Below are 15,807 nucleotides of genomic sequence, written 5' to 3' on the forward strand. Positions count from 1 at the left end.
GAGCACTTCCACGGTCGCGAAGTGGTTCAACTCAACATCGACGCCATTGCCGCTGGAGGCGGAGGAATTCATTGCACAACTCAGCAGCAAGTGGGCTGCTGCCGAACTTCTTGACGCCGACCTGCCCTCGATCTGCTAGCCCCCACCAAAAGCGTCAGTTTCGATGTATTCAATCTCGGTCACGAGTCGACCGCAGCGATTCAATCCATCGCCGAAGGCTGCAGTGCCACCGCTTGGCAAGCGGCTTTCGCGGCGGCTGACCCTACCGCCACGCGCCGCACCGTGAGCGGCCTGTTGCAGCCCGGCTAAACCCGCAGCCTGAGCTTCAGTGTGGATACGGCGCTGAACCCCTTCTTCAGTTTCGGCGCCATGGTGGTGCGGAGCAACGACTTCATCATTGGCAATGATTCGCCCACGGAATACCGCTTGTTCAACGCGCAAGGCGGGCTGCAACTGGGCGACATCACGATCAAGGCGCGCGAAATTTGGGACGGCGGCTCTGAGGTTTTCGACCCCGCCGCAGCCGCCTTCGTCGGCAATAACGCCCTGCTCACCGACCAGGGTGGTGTGGTCAATTTCAACTTTGCCGAGCTAGCCTGGTTCAACGGTTTGGCTACCGGTGCCGACTACGTCTTCAACAGCCCGCTAGGATTTGACAGTGAGGTTTATCGCATCAGCTTTGAGAACATCACCGCCTTACCAAAGCCACAAAGCTAAGCCTTGATGGCCGCAGGTCTGCTGGCACTTGGCTGGCTAGTGCGCCGACACGGAGCCGCTCGGGGCTAATGCACAGGCTGGACCGACCAGTTGTTGCGCGCCGGCTCGTATCAGTCGAGCCAGCGCGTCGACACCATCAAGCGAGCTAACGTAAAAAAGCCGCCTGAAGGACGATCTAATGTGACCTTGCTGCGCTTCTGGACAAGTGCGAACTCCCTTAATGATCGATGCAGATCTGAAACGGATTGGACAACGGAATCGAACAGCTAGGCCAAGCAGATGCCGATGCGATCCTGCACCAGCACTTTCATGCGATTGGCTCGTCGGCTAGCCAAGAGCAAGGCAGTGTGCGAATGAGTGGCGCCCAAGACCTTGACCAAATGAACGTTCTGAACGGCCGTAGCTCATAACGGCTAGCCTACTGGACTTGTTGGCAGTAGCGGTCGGATCAAAGGCATCGGCACGATCCCTACAGTGGAGGCCGGCAAGCAAGGTGCCTGGAGCCGCCTTCCGCCGGCCCCCAATTTGACCCTTCAGTTCACCAAACTTAGCTACGGCTGAGAGCCTGTCATGCGGGCGTCAGTTGCGGGTCAGTTGCCTGCGGCGTGACTTGCCTTTGAAGATTGCGGCAGTTGAAGTGGTCATGAATAAACAAATGGGAGAAACACCCCTGTGGCAGAGGGGCGCTCAAACGGCCGCCTGCTGGCTCCTGCGCGAGGTGGTTGCAGACGTGCAGTAAAGCGCTTCTCGCCTCCTCCTGAGGGCCGACGTTCAGCCATCAGCCACGTTCGGCGCAATTGCGCCCGGCAGTTTTGGCGGCATACAAAGCTTGGTCCGCGCGCAGATATAGCTCTTCCAGCGTGGCCACCTCGTCGGTCGGCAAACTGACGGTGAAGCCCACGCTCGTCGTCACAGAGATGACAACGCCGTCATGCACGATTCGCAATCGCCGCGCGCCCAGCAGAATCTTCTCGGCGACTCTCGCTGCCCCCGCCACATCAGTGCTCGGAAGCATGACGATGTACTCCTCGCCGCCCAACCGGCCCACGATATCCGCCTCACGCAGCCGCTCCCTGAGCAGCGCGGCAAAGCCGCATAGCACCGCATCGCCTGCCGGATGCCCGTACTGGTCGTTCACCTTCTTGAAGTGATCAAGGTCCAGGAGCAGCAAGCCCGTGGGATTGGCATAGCGTCGTGCACGCACGAGTTCATAGGCCGCTCTTTGCATGAAGGCGCCACGATTGAGCAGGCTTGTTAGGGGGTCTCGCTGTGCCAGTTCAGTCAGTTGGCGCCGAAGCAGGGTCGCGGAAACGTGTTGACGCCACAGCATGAGGGACGCCGCAAAACTGATCAGCACGGCACTGAAACTGTGGCTGCGCGCCATGTCGAGCATTTCAGCATCGGTTTGTGCCAAGGGCAGTAACAGGAACATCGCCAGATAGCTAACTCCGAACATCGCCAGGGCCATGAGAGGGCTCAGCAGGCCCATCATCCCGACGACCACCGCAGCTAACACGTAGTTCGTGGTGTTACTGCCCACCAGTTGATCGGTCAAGGCAAGACTTATCCCAAAGGCCAGTGCCCAAACGCAGAGCAGAACCTGCAACAGCTTTTGGAACCTGGGCAAGCGCCAAGGTCGCTGATGGAAATACTGCGTGAAAGGATAGGCCACTAACAGCATCAAGCCGCTGCAGACGTGGATCAAGCCGATCAGGTTGTTGTAGCGCAGGGTGATGGCGTTAGTGGCTGGCGGAATGAGCAACCAGAAGTACAGGGCATAGCCCAAGTTGATCGCCATGACGAGCGGCAGGAAGAGTCGCAAGCGTCGGATGCCTTCGATGGTTGCATCCGGGCCGGTGTCATGCGGATCGACCAGTTGATCCCGGATCGTTGCCCCCCACCTCACCACCACTGCTCCCATTGAGTAGATTCCTGACGCTGTCGCGAACACTCTAAGTCATCCGCAGCAAGGCGTCCAAGACTTCGTGCCGGTAGACCCGGCTAAATCCTTCGATGTAGGCGATTTGGTTGGGTTCGGCCGGTTCAATGTGATTGAGCTTGATGCACTGGCCGCCACCCAGTGGACGAAGACATAGCTTGTCATCTCCAGGCCGTCGTCCATGCGGACGCTGTCGGGTCCGCCAAACCAATCGCTCATGCGATCCAAGGCTGGCATCAACCGAGCTGACAAGATCGAGATGCCGACCTCGATGGACAGCGCCTCTCGGTTTGCTTCGTCAATCACGTTGAGGGTTCGGGAGCTTTATGAATGGTCCTGCGCCTAGCCAGCAAGACCGATGGATTTGAGCCGCCGGCCGTTCAACGACATGTCTGGCTCGCGGCGCGTAGGCGGGGAGGGGCGAGTTTCCAGGTTCGGCTGGTTGAGGCCCAGGTGGTCCTTTCGGCCTCTTCTGCCCCGCCCGCACGCCTGATCAGCGACCCTGCATGAGGGCTTAGAGCTACATCCCAGTCAACTCGTGGTCCACCAGCACTTGAAGATGCCCTTGCGAGCAGGCCTCCACCCGCGCTTGCACACCGTAGACCTGAGCCAAGGTGGCCGGGGTAATGGCCTCGGCCGGGGTGCCGGCGGCGGCGACGCGGCCGGCTTGTAGCAGCACAGCCTGGCTGCCATGGCGCAGTGCCACATTGAGGTCGTGCAGCACGATGAGCACAAGCATTTCTCTCTCAGCGGCCAATGCGCTCAACAAAGCCATGGTGCGCAGTTGGTGGCGCAGGTCCAGGGCGGAGAGTGGTTCGTCCAGCAGCAGCACGCGCGGCTGGCGCACCAGCGCTTGGGCCAAGCCGACCAGTTGGCGTTGCCCGCCGGACAGCACATCCAGATGTTGCAGGGCCAGCGCCTCGCAGCCAAGCCGCTGCAACACGGCCTCGACTCGGCTCAGGTCATCGGCCCGACTGTGGCCACCGGCTCGCAAGGCGGCCAGCACGGCCTCCACGACGCGCAGATGCACGCCGCGTGGCAGTGACTGCGGCAAATAGGCCAGGCGTGCCAGGCGTTGCGCGGGTGGCAGGCCGTGCAGGTCTTGGCCATCGAGCTTGATCCTGCCTTGATGGGGCAGCAGGCCCGCCAGGGCCTTGAGCAAGGTTGATTTACCGCTGCCATTGGGACCGAGCAAGGCCGTCAGGCTGCCGCCATTCAATTCGGGCAGGCTGACGCCTTGCAGAACGCGGCGGCCGGGGTAGCCAGCAGCGAGCTTGGTAATTTCAAGGCTCATGTCAGCCCTCCGCGGCGCAGCACGATGCCCAGAAAGAAGGGGACGCCCACCAGTGCAGTGACCACGCCAACTGGCAGGGCGGCACCGGGCAGGATTTGCTTGGCTGCAATAGCCGCGGCTGACAGCACCAGCGCGCCGACAAGGGCACTGGCAGGCAGGTAGAAACGGTGGTCCTCCCCGCACAGGCGGCGCGCGATATGCGGCGCCACCAGGCCGATGAAGCCGATGGTACCGACGCAGGACACCGCCGTACCGGCCAACAAGGCCACGCGCAACAAGCTCCAGCGGCGCAGCCGCAGCACGGCTATACCCAGACTGGCTGCGCGCTCCTCGCCCAGGCGCAAGGCAGTCAGCTTCCAAGCGTCGCGCAGCGCCAAGGGCAGGCAGATCAGCAGCACCGCCGCCAAGCCGCCCAGCATGGGCCAGTTGGCGCGCACCAAACTGCCCATGATCCAGAACACGATGGCCTGCAGGGTCTCGGGCGAGGCCATGTATTGCAGCAGCCATAACAACGCATTGAAGCTGAACACCAAGGCGATGCCGAACAGGACGACACCGCCGGCACTCATCGCCAGTCGGCTGGCCACTTGGTCTAGCAGCAGCGAGGCCAGCAGGGCGAAGGCAAATGCCGCTGCCGCCACCACCCACGCGCTGGCGGCCCCCAGCACCAGGGCAAGCGCCGCGCCGAAGGCGGCTGCCTCCGACAAACCCAAGGTGAAGGGGCTTGCCAAGGGGTTGTCCAGGACGGTTTGCATCTCGGCGCCGGCCAGGCCTAGCGCGGCCCCGACAAGCACCGCCATGAGCGCCTGCGGCAGGCGTATGTCCCAGACGATGACGCTGTCGCCGTCCATGCCGGCGGTGCCGTCCAGCGGCGCCAGCAGCAGGTCAAGTAGGCGCGCTGGGCTGAGACCGGCGGGCCCGGTCGTGAAGTCCCACACAAAGCTGGCGACAATGGCCAAGCTCAGAAGCAGCAGCAATCCCAAGCGGCGCCGCAACAGGCTGGCGTAGTGAGCCTTCATGCGGAAATCCAGTATTGCCCGCTTGGCGCCATGCCCAAGAACTCGCGGTGCATGAGTTGCCAGGTCGCTTGCGGATCGACGCCGGCCAGGCGCTGCGGGTGCAGCCAGCGGGCCATGGCTTGCAGCATGACGACGTGGTAGGGCGTGTTGTAGAAATGGTGCCAGACGCCGTGGATGCGGCCGGCGCGCACGGCCGGCAGGGTGGCGATCTCGGGGCGGCGGCGTGCCACTTGCAGCAAGCTCTCGCGGGCCATCGATTCGCTCACCTGGGCGCCCATGCGCAGGCCTGCAGCGCTGGCGCCGGGATGCTGGTAGCCGGTGGCGATATAGACCTCTGGCCGGGCGGCTATAACGGCCTCAAGACTGACTTCGCCCAGCGGCGAGGCAATGAGGTCCGCGCCAGCATTGATGCCGCCCGCCATCTCGATCAACTCGCCGAGGCTGCCACGGCCGGCCGTCAGCACACCGGCCACATCGCCGGCTCGTGCATCCAGCAGCACCCGTGGCAGCTGGTTGATGGGGACGCCCTGGGTGAGCTCAGTGACGCGGCGCGTCTGGGCCTCGTAGAAGGCGATGAACTTCTCGGCCCGCGCCTCGCGCCCTAGCGCCTGGCCCAGCAGGCGCAGGCTGGGAATGGTGTTTGCCAGTGGGTGTTCGCGGAAGTCGATAAAGAGCACCGGTACGCCGCTCTTTTGCAATTGTTCGACCAGCGGATGGCGCCGGCCGGGCCCATGACCGCTGAGGCTGAAGATGGCCAGGTCAGGTCGCAGCGACAAGACTTTTTCCGGGCTGACGCTGGCCTCGCTGGTGCTGCCGATCTTGGCGATGGCGTCGATTTGCGCAAAGCGGGCCCGGTATTGCTGGTAGGTCTGCGGATCGAAGGCCGCCATATCGCCTTGCCAGCCGACCACCCGGGCCAGCGGCGGGTCTTCCAGCAGCGCTAGGGTATAGAGTTGGCGGCCCTCGCCCAGCACGATGCGCTCGACCTTGCGGGGCAGGTCGACGCGGCGGCCGGCCAGGTCGGTCACGGTCTGGGCACGGGCCAGGGTGGGCGCCATCAGTGTGGCCAGCAACAACTGGCGGCGCGAGAGTTCAATGTTCATCATCATGGTCCGAGGTGCCGCGCTTCCAGTAGCCGGCGGCGTAGAGCTGTTCGCGCGGCCAGCCGCGTTCGTTCAGCAGATGCTGGCGCAGGCCTCGCATCTGGGCGGATTCACAAGCGAGCCAGGCATAAGGCTTGGCATCGGGCCTGGCAACGGGCGCCGGCAGGGCCAGGCCGCGTAAGGCGGCCAGCAGCGCACAGGGCTCGCCAGCAGCCGCGCGCTGCACCCAGGCCAGGTCCAGGCCCGCATGCGCAGGCAAGGTCATGCGGTCGGCCGGGCTGGCCACTTCCACACGCACCTGCACGCGCACGCCAGCATGTGGCGGTATCCAGGCCAGCCAGCGTGCGATGGCGGGCAGAGCCGTTTCATCGCCCAGCAGCAGCCAGTCTGAGTGGGCGTGGCGGTCGACCTGGCGCGAGGCGCGCGGGCCCGCCACACCGAGCGCATCCCCGGGCTTGGCCGCCGCCGCCCAGCGGGCCGCAGGGCCGTCGCCGTGCAGCAAAAAATCCAGCGTCAGCGTTTGACGCTCCAGGTCGAAGGCCAGCGGCGTGTAGTCGCGCGCCACCGGCCTCGCCGCGCCTTCGGGTAGGCGAAGGCCATGTGCGCCAAAGCTCGGCAAGACCGGCAGGCGCTCGCCCGGGTGGGGGAAGAGCAGCTTCACATGGTCGTCAGGCATCGGGCTGACAAAGCCCGCCAGGTCGGGCCCGCCCAGGGTGATGCGACGGAGCCGCGGCGACAGCGCCTGCACGCTCACTACCCGCAGCAGGCGCGCCCGCAACGGGTGGTAGATCAGCCCGTTCATGGTTGGCCCAGCAGCGCAATCAAGCCTTCGGCTAGTTCGCTGCGCCAGTTCACATAGTCATGGCCGCCACCGAACTCACGGTAAATGACGTGCTGGCCGCGCGCCTGCAAGACATCACGCAGATGGCGGTTGGTCTCCAAGATGCCGGGGCCATCCGCCGGCGCGCTGCGCTCCAGCAGGCCGGGAGCCAGATAGAACTGCACCTCGCTGCGCGGCGCGGCCACGAACTGCCGCGTCAACCATTCGCCCTCGGCCACATCATCCAGGCCGCCGCTGACAAAGCCCGGTGGCCGCGCCGGCGCCCACCAAAAAGAGCCCGACAAGCTCAGCACCCGGCCGAAGCGCTGCGGATGGCGCAGCCCCAGCCAGGCCGAGGCCAGGCCGCCGTAGCTGGAGCCGGCCACCACTGTCCGCGCTGGGTCGGCGGTGATGGGGTAGCGCGCCGCCAGCCAAGGCAGCAACTCGCCGGCCAGCATGTCGGCGAAGCGCGGGTTACAGGGCAGCTCGTCAGAGCGTGAGTCGCGCGTCGGGTTGCCCACCAGCACCGCCAGCAGCGGAGGGATGCGCCCTGCTGCGATCAGATTGTCCAGAATGGTGGGCGTCGGCACCCGGCTCAGGTAGGCGTCTTCGTCGAACAAGAGCAGCAGCGGCAGCGGCCCGGCCGGTGCCTGAGCCGGCCGGTAGACCGTCAGGCGGCGCTCGTTGCCGAGTTGCTGGCTCTTGAAGGGAAAATGCTCCAGGCTGCCGCGTGCCACCTCGGCGCGCGGCGCCAGCCAGGGCTCCGCCGGCGCACCGGGTAATTCCAGCAGGGAATGTTCGGCCAAGCGATTGTCAAAGCCGGGCAGCGCCGGCGTGCCGGCCGTCCAGCGCCTCGGATTGAGCGGGTCAGCTTGCACGCGCGCCAGGATGGCACGCCGCTGGGCCTGCCGACTGCCCCCCTTCAGCTGCGGCACATCGGGCGCCAGCTGGTAGGCCAGGCGCGTGCCCGAGGGCAGGCGCAGGCTGTAGTGCCAGACGTCGGTGCCGGCCACGCGCGCAAAGCGCTCTTGGTCGCCTTGGCGCACCGGCCAAAACAAGCGCACGCTGCGCGTGGTGGCATGGCCTCGCCATAGAAAGCTCACCCGCCAACCCTGCGGATTGTCCGACAGCGGCTCGATCAGGGGCATGCCCAGCGCCTCGACCGCTGCCCAGAAGGCCGGTGTTCCAGCGCCCAGCTCGCTGGCCAAGGCCTGCAGCTTGGGGCTGTCCAACGGCGCCTCGGGCGGCGCGGCTTCGGGCACTTGCCCGGCCAGCGGGCGCTGCTCGATCAGGGCAAAGCTGGCCTGCGCCTGCGGGCCGGCGAGGCTGGCGAGATAGCTACCTGCCTCGCCGGCAACGAAGCGGAAGTCCGACTCGCCGGCTGGCGCTGCCTGGCGGCGCAGCAACTGCTGGCCGGGGCCGCGCAACTCCAGCACGCCGGCCTCGGCCAGCCTGAGGCTGGCGACGACGTAATCACCCGCTGCTGCACTTATTAGCAAAGGCTGGGTCGCCGCAGCCGGCAGCGCAAGGGCGAGCAAGAGCGTGCAGAAGAACGTCCGCATCAGAAGCGTGCGGTGGCCGACACATAGATGCGGCGCCCGTCCTCATTGAACTCATTGCTGGTCTCGCGGTCCAGCGTCTTGTCGGCCAGGTTGGCCAGGCCCATGCGAACGGTGAGCATGGGGCTCACGGTCCAGGCGGCACTGGCATCGAAGACCGCGTAGGCCGGCGCCTGCAACGTATTCTGGCCATTCGCGGGCACGCTGATGTATTGCGCGCCGTTGTAGCGCCCGGAGAGACTCAGACCCAAGGCCGGCAAAGCCTGCCAATCGGCGCGCAGATTGGCCACATGTTTGGAGCGGTAGGTCAGCGGCAGCTCGATGGCGCCGCTGCTGTTGCGGGCGTCGGTGTAGCTGTAGTTGGCGCGCAGATTCAGCGTCGGGCTGAGGGTGAAGCGGCTGCTCAGCTCGGCCCCGCGGCTCTTGACGCTGGCAATGTTCTGGTAGCGGAACATGGGCCGGCCGTCGGCCAGGAAGCCGACAAAATTGTCATAGCTCGGCGCCAGCTTTTTGTTGGCCGTGCGATTGCTGATGTCCAGCATGTTTTTCAGCTCGGTGTCGAAGATGGTCAGTCCCAGCTGCCAGCTGCCGCCGTCGAAGGCCGCGCCGAGCTCCTTGCTGGTGCTGGTCTCGGGCTTGAGATCTCGGTTGCCGATGATGTAGCAGCCCACGGTGGCGCTGCCGCAGGAAGGTGAACCCCAGTCGGGGCTGTTGATCAGCAGCGTAGGCGCGCGGAAGGCGCGCGCCCAGCCGGCCCGCAGCGTCCACGCCTTGGCCGGGTGCCAAACACCGTAGGCGCGTGGGCTGTGGTGGCCGCCGAAGTTCTCGTGTCGGTCGTAGCGATCGCCCACCGTCAGCGTGAAGCCGGGCAGCAGTTTGAGCTCGTCCTCGATGAAGACCGCCTTCTGGTTCACCTTGGTGTTGGGATTGGCGCGCACCGCGCTGCCGGGGGCACCGGCCAGGTTTGCGGGGTCCCAGAGCTCTTCGTGGCGCAGCTCGCCGCCCAGGGTCAGGTGTTGATCCAGCAGATCAAGCGGCAGGCTGAGCTTGCCGTCCAGCACCTGCACCGTGGACTTGTTCGGATTGACCTGGCCGGTGACAGTGCCGGTCAGATTGCGAGTGTTGTCGCGGTAAAAGCGCAGCTCACTGCGGCCAAAGTCGAAGCGCCCTTGGTGGCGCAGCGACAGGGCCTCGCGTTCTAGCTCAAAGCCGCCGTGGTCGCGGTGGCTGCTGTCCAGGTCGAGCGTGAGGGCATGCTGCTCGTTGGGCGTCCAGGCCAGTTGGCCGCTTAGGTAGCGGTTCTTCAAGCCAGGCAAGGCAGCCTGGCGGGTTCCGTTGGCGGCGGCGGGGTTGAGGGCCGGGTCGTCGGCCTCGCGCTTGTCGGCGCCGCCATAGAGCTTCACGCCCAGTTGGTCGGCGATCAAGGGGCCGGAGACCGAGAAGCTGGCAATCTGGCTGTCGCCGGCCAGCCGGTTCTCCTGGTGCACGGCATCCAGCCGCGCGCTGCCGCGCCAGCGCGTGCCGACCTTGCGCGTGATGATGTTGACAACGCCGCCAATGGCATCGGAACCATAGAGCGAGGACATCGGCCCGCGCACCACTTCAATGCGTTCCACCTCCTCGGCAGGCACCCAGCCCAAGTCGTAGTCATTGCCCCGGAACACGGCCGAGCCGGAGTTGACACGCCGACCATCCACGAGCACCAGGGTGTAAGCGCTGCCCAGGCCGCGAATCTGAACGCCCGGCACACCGTTGCCATTGCGGGTCAGCGTAACGCCGGGCACTGTCCCCAGTACCTCGGCCAACTCCTGCACCGGGCGGCGCTCCAAGTCGGCGCGGGTGACGACGGAAACGCTGGCGGGTGCATCTTCTAGGCGCTTTTCGATCGCGGCGCCGGTGACGACCACATCGGGCAGCTTGTTGGGCGCCGTTTGCGCGCCGGCCAGGCCGGACAAGACCAACGCGGCCACGGGGCTCAGGCGGAATGGAGAAATGAGGGGCATTTTGGCGGGCATGGTGGACGAGTGAATGATAATGATTCTCAAATGCAATTATCACCAGAGCCCATGCCCCAGTCCTTTGCGCCCCGGTCGGAAACCTTTGCGGTCGCGTCAAAGCCGCCGGCCAAGCCGCAATTGCAGGCGCGCACCGGCGGCGGGCAGCACCATATTGCCGGTTTGGTGGAGATGCGGGAGATCAAGCCCGGCCTGGTTCTGCAGCGCATGCGGGTGCAGGATCTGGCGGACAAGGAAACTCAGGGCACGGTCTTGCCGGGCGTGAAGATCGGCCTGGTCGTCGGGGGGCGTTCGGACTTCTGGCTCGGGCCGCATTCCTTCCGCCTGGGCCCGCAGGCCGGCGCGCAAGCCGGTGCCATGCTGGTGGCGGTGGCCGAACCCGACGCCTACCGCCGCCAAGCTCACCGGGGGCAGGCGGAGCACAAGCTGGTGCTGACCTTGCTACCCGATTGGCTGGAACAGCTTGGCGGCGAGGATGCGCGTGCGCGGGCTCGCATTCAGGCCTTCGGCGCCCGCCATCTGGCGCGGCTGGACTGGCGGCCCTCGGCACGCGCCATCGCGCTGGCGCATCAAATCGTGCATGGGCCGGAGCGGCCCGGCCTTATCGAACAGCTGTATCAGGAGGCGCGGGTGATGGAAATCGTGGCCGAAGGGCTGGCCGTCGTGGCGGGCGAAGCGCCGCCGCAGGCAGCCTTGAGCCTGCGCGAGCACCGGCGCTTGCGCGAACTACAGGGTCGGCTGGATGCGGGTGAGTTCGAGCAAGGCGGCCTGGCCGAAATCGCCAACAGCGTAGGCATGAGCGTTAGCAGCTTGCAGCGGTCTTTCAAGGCATTTGCCGGTGAAGGTCTGTTCGAATATCTGCGTGGCCGCAAGTTGGATGCAGCCCGCGAGGCCCTGGCGCGCGAGGGCCTGAGCGTGGGCCAGGCGGCGGCGTTGGCTGGCTACGGCAATGCGGCCAATTTCGCCACCGCCTTCAAGCGCCGCTTCGGCTGCAGCCCCAGCGCCCTCAGAGCTCGCGGCTGAAATTGCTGGCGTCTAAGAACATGCCCGTTCAAAGCGTCCGCACGCCAGGCCCAGCTATTCACGGATAAGTTCTAAAGGCGCTCTGCTACGACAATCTGCGCCTGGAGGCGCCGCACGGCATCGGGCCGGGGCGGGGTGGCGCCCGCTTGGATGCAAGCGGCTGTGCCGGCCGCCACGGCGTAGGCCAGATGGTTGGGCGGCGCGTCAGAGGGCCGGCCCCATCCGATTGCGAAAGTTGGGGTCATAGCTGAGGGGAATCTTGGCCGCATGCAATTGCTCGGCCAAAGCGATCAAGCGATGCGCCAGCGGTTCACGTGCCAGGCTGATGCCGCCGAAGTGCGCCCATTGGCAGCCGGCCTGCCAGCCCGTGGGCAAGGCCTGCGGGTCGAAGTGCAAGTCGGCGCTGTTCTCACCGATGAAGAAGTAGCTGGGCGGCGCACTTTTCGGCACCACGGCCAGCAGGGGTGAGCGATCGAGCCGCTGCAAAAAGCGCAGATCCAGGCCGGCCGCCTGGCTGGCCTGCCACAAGGCATCGCCAAAATGACATTGGCTGATGGCGCCGGCAAATGCGCTGGGCAGGCCTAGCGCGGCGGCAGCCCGGGCTACATTCCAGGTGGAGCCGTCGGTCTTGCTCAGCCAATGCTCGCCCTCGACCCGAATCAAATCGGTCAGCGCCTCCCCGACGGCGAGGAATGGAGGAATGCGTTCGGGCATATTTGCCCTTGAGGGTCGCCAGGATTTCAAAACAGGCACTGAACTGGGTGAAGAGTCTCACGGGTCTAGCCACCTACCCTCAGGCAGACAAGACGGACTGATGTCAAAAAACCAACCTAATGCCACCCCGCGAGCGCGGGGTGGCCCAGTCAGAAGATTAGAACTTCACCTTCATCCCGAGGAAATACTGGCGACCGATCACATCGTAGGCGCCGGGCTCAGTATTCGTTCCGACCGCCGCATCACGCACGTTGATATCAGGCTGGACGTTGAACACATTGTTTGAGCCAACATAGAAGCTCATGGATTCAGTCGCCTTGTAGTTCAAGCGCAAATCGACGTAAGTGACCGACTTCATTTGGTTGAGGTCGTCCGAGAAGTCGTTTTTCGTCAGGAAATTTTTGGTTGCGCTGCGGAAACGTGCCTGACCGAAGAGATTGAGGCGATCCGTAACGTTGTAGCTTGCATTGGTCGTGATTCGCCATTTCGGGTACAGAGGACGCTCCGCGAACGGCGTGCTCGTACCGGTCGCATCCACAACGTCGTAATGATTCAGGTAATTGGCATACACGCCAATATTGAACCCGCGGCCAACATAGCCGACTTCAAGGTCGATACCTCGAGTCTTGATGCTCGCCGCGTTGACGAGCGGGGAGCGCAGACTCAGCACCGGACCATCGTTCACGTCACGAACCAGAATTCCACCGCAAGTCGGGTCAAAGGACGTCGACGCAGACGAATAGCAATTCTTCGTCAACGCATCTGGCGTCATGCGCGTAATGCCGTTCTTGATGTCGATATCGTAGAAGTCCGCCGACAGCGAAAGGCCCGGCAAAGGAGTCAAAACGCCACCCAGAGTGACCGTTCTTGCAGTTTCCTCAGAGAGGGTCGGCGAGCCGGCGAGCAACAAGCGGGTATTGTTGGCTTCGGAAGAAACCAAGGTGAACGAGCCCTTGTTCGCAATGCGGTTGGCGATGGCCGGGATCGAACGGCAGTTGACGGCGATGTTTCCGGTACTTGCGGCGGTCACCCCGTTGCAAACATCGGTATTCGTCGGCGCCACATTGGTGACCCCGTTGGAGTACAGATCATTGATATTGGGGGCACGAACCGAGCGCGGTGAGAAGCTGCCGCGCAGGCGCAAGATGTCCAGAACCGGCGCATTGAAGCCGTAGCGGTGGGTAAAGTTTTTACCAACGCTGGAGTAGTCGCTGAACCGTCCCGCAGCACTCAGGACCAAGCGCTTCGAGATGGGGACTTCGATTTCACCAAATGCCTCTTTGACATCGAAGGAGCCGGAAATCGCGGATACCTGAAGATCCCGCGACAGGCCTTTCTGGCGGTAAGCATCGGGAATTTCTTCGGCCTCTTCACGCCGGAACTCTAGACCTGCCGCAAAGCTAGCTGGGGCGTTGCTAGCAATCGAGAAAGGCAATTGACCGGAGAGCACGGAGTTGACGACGAGCTGCTTGATTTCACCTGATTGCCCGGTGGAAATCCCCAGATATTTGGCCGCTTCCGGTGAAATGCCGGTGATCCCTGCCTTGCCTGCAAGGCTGTCGGTCGTGCCAAACGGGTTGACTGGAACGCAACCTTCAATGCGGGCTTGCGCGTTGGCGCAGCGATACCCACCTTTCCCATCGGCCTCGATCGTCAAGGCATTGCGGAAATTGGGGATGCTGAAGTCGCCGGTATTGGTCTGGAGTGCCGTCGTCGCGCCATAAACCGCACTGGACTTCAAGGACAAGGTGTCGCTGAAGTCGTGGGAAAGGCTGACGGCAGTCCGCAGCGTTTCTCTGCGGTTCGAAACAGTCCGGTCGCCCAGTTCCGCCACGCGTCGGAAGGTTTGCACGCGGTCAAGCGAGGTGTTGGCGCCCATCGCGGCCACCAACTGGGCCCCAGCGCTGCTGCCGACAAAGTACGGACTCGTAGCAACGTCGATTCCGGTACTTCCGCCTTGGGCCACGCGGAACACATCGGCTACGGCAGAGACTGGCGCAGGTTCAAGCGCCACGGAAGAAGTGGTTCGGGTGTAGTTCAACTCGAACTCGAGCTTCGACTTATCGTTGAGATCGACATTCAAGCCCGAGGCAATGTAGGTGGGCGAGTAAGGTGCGACGAGATAGCGACGGGCAAATTGGTTGTCGTAATCGGTCGTCCCCTGCCGATTGAAGCCCGAATCAAGCAGCGGCTGATTGGTATTGAAGGGCTTCCCAGAGCCGTGCAGGGCGAGTTTGTCGAAGAAAAGCGCGCCGCCCGGAATATGCGCCGGGCCATTGCGCACCGCGATGGACTCGCGGATGCCGTCCTTATTGGTATCGATGAAGTTCAATTCGTTGGCCGAGAATGGCCGATCGGGCGAGCGCAAGGCCTCCTGCTTAGAATGACCGACCGAAACCCAGGCATTCCCGGCATCAAAATTGCGGCCATAGGTGAGATCGAAGCTCTTTTTGCCGGCACCGCCGTTGGCCGAGTCAGAGGCCAGCGCATTCAACTCAAGACCGTTGAAGTTGGTCTTGGTAATGATGTTGATCACGCCAGCGATCGCGTCCGAGCCATAAATCGCCGACTGCCCGCCGGTAAGAACGTCGACCCGCGCAATCATGGCGGCGGGGATGCTGTTCAAATCGACACCGTAGCCGGTGTTGGCCGAAACGCCGGATACCCAGCGGCGGCCGTTGACCAGCACAAGCGTGCGTGCCGTGCCCAGATTGCGCAGGGAAATTGATGACACACCCACGTTGGCTGCATCGCCACCGACCGAGGTGTTGTTGCTTGACGCTGACAAACCCGCAGAAATAGACGGTATCCGGCTCAGGGCGTCCCCGACCGAAATTGAACCGATCCCCTCAAGGCTCTCTCGTCCCACCTGGGTGATCGGAGCTGAAGAGTGGACATTGGCGTTGCGGATGTGCGAGCCAGTGATGACCACCTTGTCGAGCGCCAGTGCATCGGCCGGCTTGGCGGGGGCCGCCTCGCCCATCGCTAAACTCCGCTCGCTATCGGTCTTCGCTGCGCCGTCCGGCACCGCCTGCTGCGCCATCGCTGACGGAGTTCCGCCCAGCAGCACGAGGGTGGCGACCGCACTCGCCAGTCGATTCAATTGAAACTGTTCCCAGTTCGAGATGCGCCTCATAGATTCTCCAGATGTCAGATGTCGGAGCTCTAATCTGATAACAAATCAGTTGGATGGTCAATAGGGGAAGTGCGAGTTCGAGCGTTCCCTTACAACTCATTGGCTTGCCCGGGCCGCAAATTTCAGTGGCCCTTCAAGAGTCCGCACCTCACATCCAGGCCTCAGCCGCCAGCAAAGAGCCCCTGACCGGTGCAGATATCAGGCGTTGGCGTCACGCGACAGCTTGTTGGCACCGAAAAACGGGAGAAGCTCTTCCCGCCCTGCATGTGATGCTCGCGGCCACCGGTTGGTGGAGCAATCGCGCAAGGGCCGGAACACCGGGCGGACCATGATCGCGAACGCCCAGATGGACTGAGCTGCGATTGAATCGGCAAGCTCGGGCGAGTTGGCAGCAAAAGCACGATGGAAACGGCAGTAAGCTGCGCACTCGAGCTTGATCCCGCGCAAGATGGTCAAAGCATCACCGAC

12 protein-coding genes are annotated in these 15,807 nt (G+C 63.9%); 3 read left to right on the forward strand and 9 right to left on the reverse strand.

Annotated features, from left to right (window positions below; translation table 11 throughout):
• Both AABB87_RS15575 and AABB87_RS15580 read left to right on the forward strand, forming a co-directional pair.
• A partial coding sequence (locus AABB87_RS15575) for an agmatine deiminase family protein (RefSeq protein WP_341972369.1) occupies positions 1-114 on the forward strand: 114 nt, incomplete at its 5' end.
• 216 nt (positions 115-330) lie between these two features.
• Positions 331-717, forward strand: coding sequence for a hypothetical protein (locus AABB87_RS15580; RefSeq protein WP_341972102.1), 387 nt, complete (start codon positions 331-333; stop codon positions 715-717).
• A 778-nt stretch (positions 718-1,495) separates the two neighbouring features.
• Here the strand turns inward: AABB87_RS15580 and AABB87_RS15585 are convergent.
• The 7 genes from AABB87_RS15585 to AABB87_RS15615 all read right to left on the reverse strand — a co-directional run bounded on the left by AABB87_RS15585 (position 1,496) and on the right by AABB87_RS15615 (position 10,454).
• Positions 1,496-2,638: a GGDEF domain-containing protein gene (locus AABB87_RS15585; RefSeq protein ID WP_341972104.1), complete on the reverse strand. Its 1,143-nt coding sequence runs from the start codon at positions 2,636-2,638 to the stop codon at positions 1,496-1,498.
• A 538-nt stretch (positions 2,639-3,176) separates the two neighbouring features.
• Positions 3,177-3,950, reverse strand: coding sequence for an ABC transporter ATP-binding protein (locus AABB87_RS15590; RefSeq protein ID WP_341972105.1), 774 nt, complete (start codon positions 3,948-3,950; stop codon positions 3,177-3,179).
• The gene (locus tag AABB87_RS15595) at positions 3,947-4,969 is read right to left on the reverse strand and encodes a FecCD family ABC transporter permease (RefSeq protein WP_341972106.1); all 1,023 of its coding nucleotides are present in this window, start codon (positions 4,967-4,969) and stop codon (positions 3,947-3,949) included. Before AABB87_RS15595 ends, AABB87_RS15590 begins: the two co-directional genes overlap by 4 nt.
• Positions 4,966-6,078, reverse strand: a complete 1,113-nt coding sequence (locus tag AABB87_RS15600; protein ID WP_341972107.1) for an ABC transporter substrate-binding protein — start codon at positions 6,076-6,078, stop codon at positions 4,966-4,968. Before AABB87_RS15600 ends, AABB87_RS15595 begins: the two co-directional genes overlap by 4 nt.
• Positions 6,062-6,874 carry a siderophore-interacting protein gene (locus AABB87_RS15605; RefSeq protein WP_341972108.1) on the reverse strand — a complete coding sequence of 271 codons (813 nt, stop codon included), beginning with the start codon at positions 6,872-6,874 and terminating at the stop codon, positions 6,062-6,064. Before AABB87_RS15605 ends, AABB87_RS15600 begins: the two co-directional genes overlap by 17 nt.
• Positions 6,871-8,454, reverse strand: a complete 1,584-nt coding sequence (fes, locus tag AABB87_RS15610; protein ID WP_341972109.1) for an enterochelin esterase — start codon at positions 8,452-8,454, stop codon at positions 6,871-6,873. The genes AABB87_RS15605 and fes overlap by 4 nt, the downstream gene beginning before the upstream one ends.
• The gene (locus AABB87_RS15615) at positions 8,454-10,454 is read right to left on the reverse strand and encodes a TonB-dependent receptor domain-containing protein (RefSeq protein ID WP_341972110.1); all 2,001 of its coding nucleotides are present in this window, start codon (positions 10,452-10,454) and stop codon (positions 8,454-8,456) included. Before AABB87_RS15615 ends, fes begins: the two co-directional genes overlap by 1 nt.
• Positions 10,455-10,496: 42 nt before the next feature.
• Here AABB87_RS15615 and AABB87_RS15620 point away from each other — a divergent pair, with 42 nt between their 5' ends.
• Positions 10,497-11,489: a helix-turn-helix transcriptional regulator gene (locus AABB87_RS15620; RefSeq protein ID WP_341972111.1), complete on the forward strand. Its 993-nt coding sequence runs from the start codon at positions 10,497-10,499 to the stop codon at positions 11,487-11,489.
• A 204-nt stretch (positions 11,490-11,693) separates the two neighbouring features.
• Here the strand turns inward: AABB87_RS15620 and AABB87_RS15625 are convergent, their stop codons facing one another.
• Positions 11,694-12,203, reverse strand: coding sequence for a PfkB family carbohydrate kinase (locus tag AABB87_RS15625; RefSeq protein WP_445944878.1), 510 nt, complete (start codon positions 12,201-12,203; stop codon positions 11,694-11,696).
• A gap of 157 nt (positions 12,204-12,360) precedes the next feature.
• The gene (locus tag AABB87_RS15630) at positions 12,361-15,339 is read right to left on the reverse strand and encodes a TonB-dependent receptor domain-containing protein (RefSeq protein ID WP_341972112.1); all 2,979 of its coding nucleotides are present in this window, start codon (positions 15,337-15,339) and stop codon (positions 12,361-12,363) included.
• Positions 15,340-15,807 lie beyond the last annotated feature (468 nt).

Source organism: Roseateles sp. PN1 (genome assembly GCF_038419725.1).
In the GTDB taxonomy this organism is placed as follows: domain Bacteria; phylum Pseudomonadota; class Gammaproteobacteria; order Burkholderiales; family Burkholderiaceae_C; genus Paucibacter_A.

Coding starts and splice junctions, on each gene's coding strand:
- AABB87_RS15585 (WP_341972104.1), bottom strand. CDS start 2,638: ATGGGAGCAGTGGTGGTGAGGTGGGGGGCAACGATCCGGGATCAACTG.
- AABB87_RS15590 (WP_341972105.1), bottom strand. CDS start 3,950: ATGAGCCTTGAAATTACCAAGCTCGCTGCTGGCTACCCCGGCCGCCGC.
- AABB87_RS15595 (WP_341972106.1), bottom strand. CDS start 4,969: ATGAAGGCTCACTACGCCAGCCTGTTGCGGCGCCGCTTGGGATTGCTG.
- AABB87_RS15600 (WP_341972107.1), bottom strand. CDS start 6,078: ATGATGATGAACATTGAACTCTCGCGCCGCCAGTTGTTGCTGGCCACA.
- AABB87_RS15605 (WP_341972108.1), bottom strand. CDS start 6,874: ATGAACGGGCTGATCTACCACCCGTTGCGGGCGCGCCTGCTGCGGGTA.
- fes (WP_341972109.1), bottom strand. CDS start 8,454: ATGCGGACGTTCTTCTGCACGCTCTTGCTCGCCCTTGCGCTGCCGGCT.
- AABB87_RS15615 (WP_341972110.1), bottom strand. CDS start 10,454: ATGCCCCTCATTTCTCCATTCCGCCTGAGCCCCGTGGCCGCGTTGGTC.
- AABB87_RS15620 (WP_341972111.1), top strand. CDS start 10,497: ATGCAATTATCACCAGAGCCCATGCCCCAGTCCTTTGCGCCCCGGTCG.
- AABB87_RS15625 (WP_445944878.1), bottom strand. CDS start 12,203: ATGCCCGAACGCATTCCTCCATTCCTCGCCGTCGGGGAGGCGCTGACC.
- AABB87_RS15630 (WP_341972112.1), bottom strand. CDS start 15,339: ATGAGGCGCATCTCGAACTGGGAACAGTTTCAATTGAATCGACTGGCG.